Consider the following 12,138-nt stretch of genomic DNA (forward strand, 5'->3'; position numbering starts at 1 on the left):
CCGCCACCGACGAACGGAACGTACGTGAGCAAGAGCGATCACTCCAGAAGGCGACTCGAAACCCAGGCCCGGCAGTTGCTCGAGAGAACCTTCACCGGCCTGGACTCGCTACAACGCAACGTGCTCACCGCCTTGCTCAGCCGGACCGGTGCGGGCTGGCGGCTCCTGGTCAAGACGGCGCTGCCGTCGGAGGACAGCCGGAGCGCGGACGTCTTCCTGATCGGACGCACCGGCGTCTTCGCCCTCCTGATCGCGGACAAGGTCCCGGACAACGAGACCGCGAACCAGATCCTGCGCCACGCGAAGGAGCGTTTCGCCGGAATTCCCGGCCCACAGGGCCGTTCCCTGGCCGAGAGCGCGATCCACCTCGTGGTGATCGGCCGGGGCGCGGGCAGTCCCCGTCAGGACGGCGTCTACTGGTCGCTGACCGAGTCCAGCCTCGACCGGGTCTTCCGGCGCGACGCGCTCCACCTCGACCGGCGGCTGGTGGATCTCATCGCGGAGCAGGCGGAACGACGGCTGCGCGGCTACCGTTCCCTGGCCGTCCAGCAGCCTGATCGCGCTCCGGACACGGCGGGACTGCTGGACGCCTCCGAACTGATCGAAGACCAGCTCGGCGCGGCTCAGCGACGGCCGTTCGATTCGTGGCTCACGTTTCTGCATCCGCAGCAGAACGCGATCGTCAAACGCGACTACTCGGGCCCTGCGCGCATCAGTGGCCCGGCGGGGACCGGCAAGACGGTCGTCGCGCTGCACCGGCTCCGGCATCTGGCTCGGCTCAGCACCGGGCCACTGCTGTTCACAACGTACGTCCACTCACTGCCCTCGGTGATCAAGACGGCCTTCGACCGGCTCGCCCCGGAGTTGGGCAGCCGCGTCGAGTTCACTAATCTGCACGCCTGGGTCCGCCGGTTCCTCGCCGAGCGCGACGTGCCGGTGCACGTGGACCGGCGCAAGATCGACACGGCGTTCAGCTTCGCGTGGATGGCGCACCGTGAACAGCTCCAGGTCATCGAACCGAGCGTCGACTACTGGCGCACGGAATTGGACCGCGTGATCAAGGGCAGGGGGATCAGGACGCTCGACAGCTATGTCGCGGTGCCGCGGCGTGGCCGCGTCCTACGGCTCGACGCGAGCCAGAAAGCGCGCGTCTGGGCCCTGTATGAGCACTACCAGCGAGGGTTGGCGGACAGAGGTGTGCACGACTACAACGACCTGATCGAACTCGGCCGCACCGAACTCGGGGAACGGCCGCTCGAAACGCCGTACGCGGGGGTCGTCGTCGACGAGGTGCAGGACATCCCCCTGTGCGGCCTGCGGCTGCTGCGCGACCTCGCCGGCGACGGCCCGAACAGGCTGCTGCTGGTCGGGGACGGCCAGCAGCAGGTCTACCCCGGCGGCTGGCGGCTGTCCGACGCCGGCATCCCAGTCCAGGGCCGCGGCGAGATCCTGAAGATCAATTACCGAAACCGTGCCGAGGTCCTGGGCTTCGCGCGGCGTTTCGACGCGACCAACCGGATCGACGATCTCGACGGCGCCGACGGAGTCTCCCTTCGCGCGGCCGAGTCCGCCAGCGAAGGCGGCGTGACCGAGACCTGGCGCGGCACCTCCGGCGAGCTGTCCGACGCGCTGGTCGGAGCGGTCAGGAAGCTGCCGGTGCGCCGTGACCATTCGGCGCTGATCGTCTTTCACCACAAGGATCTCGGCCGATGCACCGAGATCCTGCGCGCGGCCGGGATCCCCACGCTGGCGCTAGAGCACTACACCGGCGCGGCCGACGGCAAGCTCAAGATCGGTACTGTGCACCGGGCGAAGGGGCTGGACTTCGAGGCCGTGCTAGTGCTGGAGAACACCCACGAGAGCATGACCGGCAACCAGGCCGAAGAGGAACGCCGTGAGCTGCGCGGCAGGCAGCATTTGGTCGCGGCGACCCGGGCCCGCGATTTCCTCTGGTGGGGCGTGCTCGACGACACCGCGCCCGAGCAGGCCGAGAAAGCAGTGAAACCGGTGGAAGCCGAGGAAGACTGCGTCCACGACATGCCCATCTCGTGGTGCTCGCTGTGCCGGAAGCCGCCGCCGAACGTCCTCTCCCACGGCTACCGGACCACCGGAGGAAACGCGTACCACAACGACCCGGACTGCACTTGGCTGCGGAAGGGTCAGGGACGCGCGCACCGGCAGGGCATGAACGTCCACGAGGTCACGCGTCTCGCGTGGGGCTCCGTCGCCCCGGGTGAGCTCGAGCCGTGCGAGTTCTGCTGCAGTCCACAATGGATACGACGCCACGGCCACTGACCGAAGAGGACCCCATGGACGAACAGACCGACCTGCCGCCCGGCATCGGCAAACCGGCGACGCGCGCCTTCACCGGCGCCGGCTACACGCGGCTGGAGCACTTCACCCGCGTCACCGAAGCCGAACTCGCAAGCCTGCACGGCGTCGGCCCCAAAGCGCTCCGCATCATCCGCGAAGCCCTGGAAACACGAGGTCAGACACTTAAACCCACCGACTAATTTTTTTGTCTTGACAACTTGAACCTTCGGACGGTTAGCTAAGCGCAGCACACCGACCGAAGGGATCCAGTCATGGCCAAGTTCGCGAACGTCGACGACTACATCGCCGCCCTGCCCGAGAACCTGCGTGAAGTCGCCATCGCGCTGCGCCCGATCGTCAACGCCGCCCTGCCGGGATCCATCGAGGCGATGTACCACGCCTCCCCGACCTGGAGCGCCGGCGAAGCCGTCGGGAAGAACCTCGTCTGCCTGATGAAGGCGTACTCGTCGTACGTCACCTTCGCCCTCTGGAAGGGGCAGCTCGTCCACGACGAGTCCGGCAGGCTGGAGGCGAGCGCGCGGGAGATGGCGCACGTCAAGCTGCGCTCCGTCGAAGACATCGACGCCAACCTGTTCACCGGCTGGCTCAAGCAGGCGCGAGACCTCGAAATCACCGCGACGGCGCGATGACACAATCGGCCGCGTGCCTGCGATCACCGACGAGTCCCGTTGCCCCTGCGGTCTGGGCGAGCCCTACGGCGTCTGCTGCGGCCGCTTCCACCGGGGAGCCGCGACCGCGCCGACCGCCGAACTCCTGATGCGGTCGCGGTTCAGCGCGTTCGCCGTCGGCGACACCGAGTACCTCACCAAGACCTGGCATCCGAAGACCAGGCCCGCCGATCTCGAGCTCGATCCCGGGCAGCGCTGGACGTTCCTGGAGATCCTCGGCAAGACCGGCGGCGGACTGCTGGAGAACGAGGGAACCGTGGAGTTCCGGGCCCACTACCGGCAGGATCGCCGGGCGGACAGCATGCACGAGAACAGTCGCTTCGTCCGCGTCGACGGGCAGTGGATCTACGTGGCGCCCGTCGGCTGAGTCCCACTTCGCGGCGCCGGGCGAGGCCCCTTCCGACGGCGTGGACCTGACCGAAGCGCCCTCACTGCCGTCGAGATTGCGTGACGACGCGTCCCTGCCACTCCTGCTCCGCCTGCGCGCGGCCGCCCTCCGGCGGAGCTTCCATCGCTGACGAACCCGATGCAAGGGTCTGTTCCCAGGGTCAAGTGACGGCTACTATCTCCCCCAATATTGTTAGGGAACTTTCTTAACGATTTCGCCCTGGTCCGCCGCCGTGTGCCCGAGGAGGCGCGCTCGTGAGTTTTCGGCAGAAGAGAACCCGGATCCCGTTACTGGCCATGACCGTCACCGCGCTGGCCGCCGCGGTCTGCGGGGTGACCACCGCCCCCGCCGCCACCGGCGCGGAGGTGGCCGTGCCGCTGTCCGTCGGCGCCGCCGCGGGCAACGCCACCCCGATCCCCGGCTACGTGATCCAGTCTTCGGCACAGGTCAGCGACGACTCGGCGGTGTCGAAGCCGGGCTTCCCCACCTCCGGCTGGTACCCGGTGTCGTCGCGCTCGACGGTCTACGCCGGCTTGCTGCAGAACGGCAAGTACGCCGACCCGTTCTACTCGACGAACATGAAGAACGTCCCGACCGCGCAGTTCTCGGTGCCGTGGTGGTACCGCACGGACCTGACCGTCGAGGACACCTCGCAGCGCACGTACCTCGACTTCAGCGGCGTGCTCTCCAAGGCCGACGTCTGGGTCAACGGCACCAGGATCGCGACGAAGGACCAGGTCAACGGCGCCTACACCCGCCATGACCTGGACATCACCGCGCACGTGCGCGCGGGCGTCAACAGCATCGCGTTCAAGGTCTACCCCAACGACCCCAACAACGACCTCTCGATGGGCTGGATCGACTGGGCGCAGACCCCGCCGGACCAGAACATGGGCATCGTGCGGGACGTCCTCGTCCGGCGCGGCGGCCCGGTCGCGCTGCGCAGCGCCCACGTGATCCAGAAGCTGAACTCCGCGCTCGACCACGCCGACCTCACGGTGAAGGCCGACGTCCGCAACGACTCGGCGGACGCGGTGCAGACCACCGTCGCCGGCACGGTCGCGGGCAAGCCGGTCAGCCAGACCGTCTCGCTGGCCGCGAAGGAACGCAAGACCGTCACCTTCGGAGTCGTCGGTCTCGACAAGCCGAACGTCTGGTGGCCCGCTGGAATGGGCGGCCAGCACCGGTACGAACTCGACCTCACCGCGAGTGTCGGCGGCACGCCGTCCGACGCCTCGAAGTCGAAGTTCGGTGTCCGTGACGTCAAGGCGACGCTGAACTCCAGCGGCGGACGGCAGTACAGCGTCAACGGCAAACCACTGCTGATCCGCGGCGGCGGCTACACGCCGGACCTGTTCCTGCGCTGGAACGAGACCGCGGCGGCCGACAAGCTCAAGTACGTGCTGAACCTCGGGCTCAACACGGTCCGGCTGGAAGGTCACATCGAGCCGGACGAGTTCTTCGACCTCGCCGACGACCTCGGCGTGCTCACCATGCCCGGCTGGGAATGCTGCGACAAGTGGGAAGGCCAGGTCAACGGCGAGGAGAAGGGTGAGCCGTGGGTCGAGTCGGACTACCCGATCGCCAAGGCGTCGATGTTCTCCGAGGCCGAACGCCTGCGTGACCACCCGAGCGTCATCTCCTTCCACATCGGCTCCGACTTCGCGCCGGACAAGCGGATCGAGCAGGGCTACCTCGACGCGATGAAGGCGGCCGACTTCCTGCTCCCGGTGATCCCGGCGGCTTCGGCGAGGCCGTCCCCGATCACCGGCGCGTCCGGGATGAAGATGAACGGCCCGTACGACTACGTGCCGCCGGTGTACTGGTACGACAAGTCGCAAAAGGACCGTGGCGGGGCGTGGAGCTTCAACTCCGAGACCAGCGCGGGCGTCGACATCCCGACGATGGACACGCTGAAGCGGATGATGTCGGCCGCTGAGCTGGAAACGATGTGGAAGAACCCGTCGGCGGCGCAGTACCACCGCTCGTCCTCCGAGACCTTCGGGAACTTGAAGCTCTTCGGCAACGCGCTCACCAAGCGCTACGGCGCTCCTGCCGACCTGAACGACTTCGTCCGTAAGGCACAGCTCGCGCAGTACGAGAACGTCCGTGCGGAGTTCGAGTCGCATTCGCGCAACTACACCGACTCGACCAACCCGTCGACCGGGTTGATCTACTGGATGCTCAACAGCCCGTGGACCTCGCTGCACTGGCAGCTGTTCGACGCCTACATGGACCAGAACGGCGCCTACTACGGGGCGAAGAAGGCCAACGAGCCGCTGCACATCCAGTACTCGCACGACAATCGGTCGGTCGTGGTGATCAACCAGACGTCGAACGCGGTGAGCGGGCTGACGGCGACCACGAAGCTGTACAACCTCGACGGCACCGAGAAGTACAGCAACACCAAGACCGGGCTGTCGGTCGGCGCGCTGGGCGCCAAGGCCACCGCGGTCACCGTCCCGGCGGTGAGCGGGTTGTCGACGACCTACCTGGCGAAGCTGGTGCTCACCGACTCGTCCGGCAAGGAGGTCAGCCGGAACGTGTACTGGCTCTCCACCAAGGCCGACACGCTGAACTGGAGCGGCAGCGACTGGTACTACACGCCTCAGTCGGGCTACGCCGATCTGTCCGGGCTGAAGAACCTCGGCCAGTCCGCCGTCAGCGCGACGGCGAAGTCGGTCGCCGGCGCCGACGGCACCACCACGACCACCGTGACGCTGAAGAACACCTCGGGCGGCAAGCTCCCGGCGTTCTACGTCGACTCGAAGGTCGTGGACACCGCGGGCAAGCCGGTGCTGCCGGTGGAGTGGAACGACAACGCGGTGAGCCTGTGGCCGGGTGAAACGACCACGCTGACCGCGAAGTACCGCACGGCCGACCTCAACGGCTCCAAGCCTTCGGTGCGGGTCTCGGGCTGGAACACCGGCACGCAGACCGTTCCGGCCGACGGATCCGGCACCGGCCCGACCGACCCGGTCGACTACCAGGCGGAGAACGCCGCGATCGACCAGGGCGCGGTGGAGTCCAACCACGCCGGGTTCACCGGCACCGGGTTCGTCAACTACGACAACGTGGCCGGCAGCTCCGTCGAATGGACGGTGAACGTGCCGGCCGCGGGCACCTACGACGTCGTCGTCCGGTACGCCAACGGCACGACGACGGACCGGCCGCTCGACTTCTCCGTCAACGGCTCGATCAGCGCGTCCGGCGTCGGCTTCGGCGGCACCGGGGCCTGGCCGAACTGGACGACGAGAACCGTCAAGGTGACACTGGCGGCGGGAGTGAACAAGATCAAGGCGGTCGCCACCACGGCGAACGGCGGCCCCAACGTCGACAAGATCACCCTCTAGGCCGGGAGTCGCCCGAGGCCCCCTTCGCCGCCCGGCGGAGGGGGCCTCTCCTGTTCAAACGTGGGTTACGCTTTCCGGGTGACCGGTAAACCCGACCCGCGCCTGCGGGACCTCGCGATGCTGCGACGTGTCCGCGACCGGATCGATCGCGACTACGCGCAGCCCCTGGACGTCGAGGCGCTTGCGCGCGGCGTGCACGTCTCCGCGGGGCATCTGAGCCGCGAATTCCGGGCCGCGTACGGCGAATCGCCTTACAGCTACCTGATGACCCGCCGGATCGAGCGGGCCATGATGCTGCTGCGGCGCGGGGACATGTCGGTCACCGAGGTCTGCTTCGACGTCGGTTTCTCGTCGCTGGGCACGTTCAGCACGCGGTTCTCCGAATTGGTCGGCATCTCGCCGAGCGCGTACCGCAAGCAAGCGGCGGAGGACGGCCGAGGGATGCCCGGCTGCGTCGTCAAACAGGTCATGCGGCCGATCAGGAATCGAGAAGCGGCCCCTCCGCGCGCCGACCTACCTTGAGTCGTATGACCCTCTCGATTCACGCGTCCTTCCTCCCCGCCGACGATCTCGAGGCTTCGCTTTCCTTCTATCGCGACATCCTGGGCTTCGAAGTGCGTGAGGAAGGCCCGAGCCGGGCGGCCGTCGGCCCGCCGGGACAGCCGCGGACGTCGATCGTGCTCCATTTCCCGTCCGCCGATCAGGACCTCACCGACGAGGAACGGGCCACGGTCACCGAACTGATGGCCAAGGGCACCTACGGAGCCATCGTGCTGTCCACACCCGACTTGATCGAGACCTTCGACCGGATCCAGGCGACCGGCGCGGACGTCGTCCAAGAACCGGTCAAGCAGTCCCACGGCGCCTTCGACTGCGCTTTCCGCGACCCCGCGGGCAACCTGGTGCGTATCGAACAACGGTAGCCGGGCCTCGGTGCGCGCGCACCGAGGCCCACGGGTGATGATGACGGCGTGGAGATCGCGGTAGAACTCGTGGCACTGGTGGTGGCCGTCCTCCTGGTCACCGCCGCGGCGCGGAAACTCGACTGGTCGGCGCCGCTGTGCCTGATCGCGGTCGGGGTCGTCGCCTCGTACGTGCCGGGCGTCCCGGAGTACGAACTGGACCCGGAGGTCGTGCTCCTGGGGCTGCTGCCCCCGCTGCTGTACGCCACCGCGATCCGCACGTCGCTGATCGACTTCCGCCGCAACCGCGGGCCGATCCTGCTGTTGTCGGTGGGGCTCGTCATCTTCACCACGGCCGCGGTCGGTGTCGTGGCGTGGCTGGTCATCCCCGGTCTGCCGCTGGCCGCCGGGCTCGCGATCGGCGCGGTGGTCGCGCCGCCCGACGCGGTCGCGGCCACCGCCGTCGCCCGCAAGGTCGGGATGCCCCGCAAGCTGACCAGGCTGCTGGAGGGCGAAAGCCTGTTCAACGACGCGGCCGCGCTGGTCGCGTTGCGGACCGCCATCGCAGCCATCGCGGGTTCGGTGAGCCTGCTGCAGGTCGGCGGGGATTTCCTGCTGGCCGCGGGTGGCGGGCTGGTGATCGGGTTCGCCGTCGGCGCGCTCGCCGCGCTGATCCGCACCCGGCTCGAGGATCCGGTCACCGACACAGCGCTTTCGCTGGTGGTCCCGTTCGTCGCCTATCTGGCCGCCGAGGCGATCCATGGTTCCGGCGTGATCTCCGTGGTCGTCGCGGGGCTGATCCTCGGGCACAAGGCGCCGAGCATGCTTTCGGGCCGCTCCCGGCTGGCCAGCAGGCTGAACTGGCAGACCATCCAGTTCCTGCTCGAGAACATCGTATTCCTGCTGATCGGCCTGCAGGTCCGCCGGATCATGACCGAGGTCGGCGACAGCGGGCTGACCGCGCTCGAACTGGTCCTGATCTGCGCCGCCACCCTGGCCGCGACCATCGTCGCCCGGATCATCTGGATGGCGGGCATCGGACTGGCGCGACGGGTGTTCCGCCGTCACGCCTGGCCGTGGCGGTACTCGACCGTGATCGCGTGGGCGGGCATGCGCGGGGTGGTCACGCTCGCGGCGGCGTTCGTGCTGCCGGCGGACACCCCGCAACGGGCCGTGCTGGTGCTGGTCGCGTTCGTCGTGGTGGCGGGAACGCTGCTGCTGCACGGGACGACGCTGCCGGTGCTGGTCCGCCGTCTGAAACTCCCGCCGCCCGATCCGGCCGAGGACGCGCTGCAGGAAGCCGCCGTGCTCCACGACATGACCAGGGCCGCGCTCGAAGAGCTGGAGAAGATCCGGACCCCCGACGATCCGGACGACATCGTCGAACGCCTGCGCAGCCGGCTCCAGCACCGATCGGACTCGGCTTGGGAAGAGCTCGGCAGGCAGAGCACGCTGACCGAGACTCCGAGCGACGCGTATCGACGGCTGCGGCTACGGCTGCTCGAAGTCGAACGGGAGAAGTTCCTGGAGGCGCGCGACTCCGGGATGGCCGATGATGATGTCCTGCGCCGGATCCTCGAACGCCTCGACATCGAGGAATCCATGCTGGACAGGGAGGAGGAGGCCGTGCCGGACTCCGATCGGGAACTGCGCACCCCCGCCGCGACGGCGGGATCCTGCAAACACCTGACCAAGGACTGGCCTGCCGTCGAACCCAGCTCCCCCGACGTGTGCGCCGTCTGCGTCGAGAACGGGATGACCTGGGTGCATCTGCGCGAATGCGTCAAATGCGGGAACGTCGCCTGCTGCGACTCGTCACCGGGCAAGCACGCGACCGAGCACTTCCACGACACCCTGCACCCGGTGATGCGCAGCCACGAACCCGGCGAGACCTGGCGCTGGTGCTTCGTGGACAAACAGCTGGGTTAGAGGACACGACCTGGGTATCGTCCGGGGCATGAGCACCCCTGAGCAGGAAGTCGAATACCGCCAGCACCGGTTCTCACCTCCGCCGGGCGCGACCGAGATCTTCCTTGTCCGCCACGGTGAATCGGCTCCTGCGAAGGGCAGCGCACCGTTCGACCTCGTCGACGGGCAGGCCGATCCGGACCTCGCGTCGGAGGGCAGGGATCACGCCGAGCGGGTGGGGCGCCGCCTGGCGGACGAGCGGATCTCCGCGCTGTACGTGACGACGCTGCGCCGGACGCCGCAGACCGCGGCACCGCTGGCGGCGAAGCTCGGGCTCACGCCGGAGGTCGAGCCTGACCTGAGGGAGATCCACCTCGGCGACTGGGAGAACGGCCTCTTCCGGCGCTACACCCATGAAGGGCACCCGATCGTCGAGCAGCTGTGGTGCGAACAGCGCTGGGACGTCATCCCGGGCGCGGAGACGATGGAGTCGTTCGGCGGGCGGATCAAGGCGGCCATCGGCAGGCTCGCGGCGGCCAACCCGGACCGGAGGATCGCCGTGTTCACCCACGGCGGCGTCATCGGCGAGGTCTTCGCGCAGGCCAGCGCCGCGAAGAACAGGTTCGCGTTCCTCGGTGCGGACAACGGCTCGATCTCACATCTGGTGGTGTCGGGCGACGACTGGATGGTGCGGCGGTTCAACGACACGTCGCATCTTCACCCGCCGTTCGGCTGATCCGTCCCGCCGCGACCAGGTGCACGACGACCAGGACCGCGACCGCCTCGGCGGCCAGCAGCCCGATGAGCACGAGCACCTGGGTCACCCCGGCCTGCAACGGCCCGGCGCCGCCGAGGAGGACACCGACGTAGGCGCCGGGCAAGGTCACCAGGCCGACCGTCCGGGTCTGGTCGAGGGCGGGGATCAGCGCGTGCCCCGCCGAGGGGCGGCAGATCTCCAGCGCGGCCGGGCGGCGGAGGAAACCCAGCGCCAGCGCGGCTTCGTACTCGCCGTGCCGGGACACGAGCTCGTCCAGAGCGCGCCTCGCCGCCTGCGAGGTCGCGGACATCGCGCCGCCGATGACGATCCCGGCGATCGGCACGATCGCGATGGGCCGCCACGGGACCACCCCGGTCGCGAGCACGAGCGTCAGCACCGGCACCACACCGGACGCGATGGCGAGCGCGACCCACGCCAGATCCTTCGCCGCACCGATCCGGCGCGCGGAGGTGACCGCGGCGATCGTGAACATCAGCAGGACGAAGCCGCCGGTCAGCCAGCCCGATTTCAGGATCCCGACGATCACCAGCGACACGGCGGCGAGCTGCACGACGGCGCGCGCGGCCGCGAACAGCACCGCTTTGCCCTGCCCCAGCTGCCCGAACCGCACCACCGCCGCGCCGAAGATGGCCAGCACGGCCAAGACCACGGCGAGCACCGGGCCGAACGCGATCGCGCCATCCGTCACGCGGATGATCCTGCCGCAGCGCCTAGGACGTGCAGGTCACCGACGCGCCCGCGGTGGGGGCGGTACGGTCGCTGACGACCTCGCCGTCGACGAGGATCCGGCACCGCAGCGCGCCGCTGCCCGAACCCTGCGCGGAGAGGCTGTAGAACTCGTCGCGGCCTTCCTGGCTCGTGCGCTCGAAAGTGGTGCTCCACGGGGCCGTCACCTCGGTCTTCTGCATGAGTTCCGAACCCTGCGCGACGTAGGTGACGTTCTGGGCGCCCTTCGCGCCGGAAAGTTCGTAGACGACCGAGTGGATCACGGTGCGCACGGCGGCCGCGGCCTGTTCGACCCGCGGCGCCGGCGGACTCTGCACCGGGCGCGAGGCCTTCGGCAGCACGTAACCGGTCAGTGTGACGGCGACGGCCACCACACCCAGCACGACCACGACGGTCCCCAGCGGCTTCAGCCTGCCGGGGGCACCCTGCTCCGGCGCCGATGCCGGTGGGGTCGCGGTGGGAACACCCATGGAGAGGTCTTCTCTCATCCGAGCGCACTTCCGTCGAGTGCGTCGACTACTTCTCGTTCGAAGGTGACTCCGCGTTAGCCGTTATCGGGAAGAAACCCGATATTCACCCTTTTGGGTGTCCCCAGTGAGCGGACAGTGCCTGGTTATGGGGTGATTGGCCTAAACACAGTGAGCCGAATAGCTCACTTTGAGTGACATGGCTTCAGTCGATGAGACCCGTGTCGGCGAGCAGCCCGAGCATCCGCCGCCCCGCCGGCGGGCAGAGGTGGGCGTCCGCCGAGGACAGCCAAGCGGACTCCGCGATCTCGCGGCCGGGCGCGGGCTCGCCGCGATGCTCGGCGGTGTAGCAGGTCATGCGGACGCGACGGCCGTCCGCGTAGCCGTCGGCCTGCTCGTTCAGCACCGCGAAGAAACGGAAGCTCGGCGGGTCGAGCTCGACGCCGAGTTCCTCCCTGATCTCCCGGCACAGCCCGGCGACGTCGCCCTCGCCCGGCTCACGTTTGCCTCCTGGCAGGTAGAACTTGGCCTTACCCTCGGTCCGCACCGACAGCAGACGGCGGTCGCGGACGTGGATCCAGGCCAATGAATCGATCTCTGCTTCGGACACGACC

Annotated in this window: 12 protein-coding genes; 9 read left to right on the forward strand and 3 right to left on the reverse strand. The window is 68.5% G+C overall.

The window, feature by feature from the left end; all coding sequences use genetic code 11:
• Nucleotides 1-24: 24 nt before the first annotated feature.
• From H074_RS00730 to H074_RS00770, 9 genes are all read left to right on the forward strand, one after another.
• Nucleotides 25-2,295, forward strand: coding sequence for a UvrD-helicase domain-containing protein (locus H074_RS00730; RefSeq protein ID WP_235096630.1), 2,271 nt, complete (start codon nucleotides 25-27; stop codon nucleotides 2,293-2,295).
• 14 nt (nucleotides 2,296-2,309) lie between these two features.
• Nucleotides 2,310-2,513: a helix-hairpin-helix domain-containing protein gene (locus tag H074_RS00735; RefSeq protein WP_007028093.1), complete on the forward strand. Its 204-nt coding sequence runs from the start codon at nucleotides 2,310-2,312 to the stop codon at nucleotides 2,511-2,513.
• Nucleotides 2,514-2,585: 72 nt separating this feature from the next.
• Nucleotides 2,586-2,963: a DUF1801 domain-containing protein gene (locus H074_RS00740; RefSeq protein ID WP_007028094.1), complete on the forward strand. Its 378-nt coding sequence runs from the start codon at nucleotides 2,586-2,588 to the stop codon at nucleotides 2,961-2,963.
• Between the two features lie 13 nt (nucleotides 2,964-2,976).
• Nucleotides 2,977-3,369: a YchJ family protein gene (locus tag H074_RS00745; RefSeq protein WP_007028095.1), complete on the forward strand. Its 393-nt coding sequence runs from the start codon at nucleotides 2,977-2,979 to the stop codon at nucleotides 3,367-3,369.
• Between the two features lie 275 nt (nucleotides 3,370-3,644).
• Nucleotides 3,645-6,743, forward strand: a complete 3,099-nt coding sequence (locus H074_RS00750) for a glycosyl hydrolase 2 galactose-binding domain-containing protein (protein ID WP_200865741.1) — start codon at nucleotides 3,645-3,647, stop codon at nucleotides 6,741-6,743.
• Nucleotides 6,744-6,860: 117 nt separating this feature from the next.
• Nucleotides 6,861-7,265 (forward strand): helix-turn-helix transcriptional regulator, encoded by a 405-nt coding sequence (locus H074_RS00755; protein WP_198935874.1) that lies wholly within the window; start codon nucleotides 6,861-6,863, stop codon nucleotides 7,263-7,265.
• 5 nt (nucleotides 7,266-7,270) lie between these two features.
• Complete coding sequence (locus tag H074_RS00760; protein WP_007028098.1) at nucleotides 7,271-7,666, forward strand: VOC family protein; 396 nt, start codon at nucleotides 7,271-7,273, stop codon at nucleotides 7,664-7,666.
• Nucleotides 7,667-7,714: 48 nt separating this feature from the next.
• Nucleotides 7,715-9,574, forward strand: coding sequence for a Na+/H+ antiporter (locus H074_RS00765; protein WP_007028099.1), 1,860 nt, complete (start codon nucleotides 7,715-7,717; stop codon nucleotides 9,572-9,574).
• A 28-nt stretch (nucleotides 9,575-9,602) separates the two neighbouring features.
• Entirely contained in the window at nucleotides 9,603-10,289 is a 687-nt protein-coding gene (locus H074_RS00770) for a histidine phosphatase family protein (RefSeq protein WP_007028100.1), read from the forward strand.
• Here the strand turns inward: H074_RS00770 and H074_RS00775 are convergent.
• From H074_RS00775 to H074_RS00785, 3 genes are all read right to left on the reverse strand, one after another.
• Nucleotides 10,252-11,019 (reverse strand): ABC transporter permease, encoded by a 768-nt coding sequence (locus H074_RS00775; protein ID WP_007028101.1) that lies wholly within the window; start codon nucleotides 11,017-11,019, stop codon nucleotides 10,252-10,254. The two genes, H074_RS00770 and H074_RS00775, sit on opposite strands and share 38 nt — an antisense overlap.
• A gap of 22 nt (nucleotides 11,020-11,041) precedes the next feature.
• Nucleotides 11,042-11,527 (reverse strand): MmpS family transport accessory protein, encoded by a 486-nt coding sequence (locus H074_RS00780; RefSeq protein WP_007028102.1) that lies wholly within the window; start codon nucleotides 11,525-11,527, stop codon nucleotides 11,042-11,044.
• 202 nt (nucleotides 11,528-11,729) lie between these two features.
• Entirely contained in the window at nucleotides 11,730-12,134 is a 405-nt protein-coding gene (locus H074_RS00785) for an NUDIX hydrolase (RefSeq protein WP_007028103.1), read from the reverse strand.
• Between the last annotated feature and the right edge of the window lie 4 nt (nucleotides 12,135-12,138).

This window comes from Amycolatopsis decaplanina DSM 44594 (assembly GCF_000342005.1).
Taxonomy (GTDB): domain Bacteria; phylum Actinomycetota; class Actinomycetes; order Mycobacteriales; family Pseudonocardiaceae; genus Amycolatopsis; species Amycolatopsis decaplanina.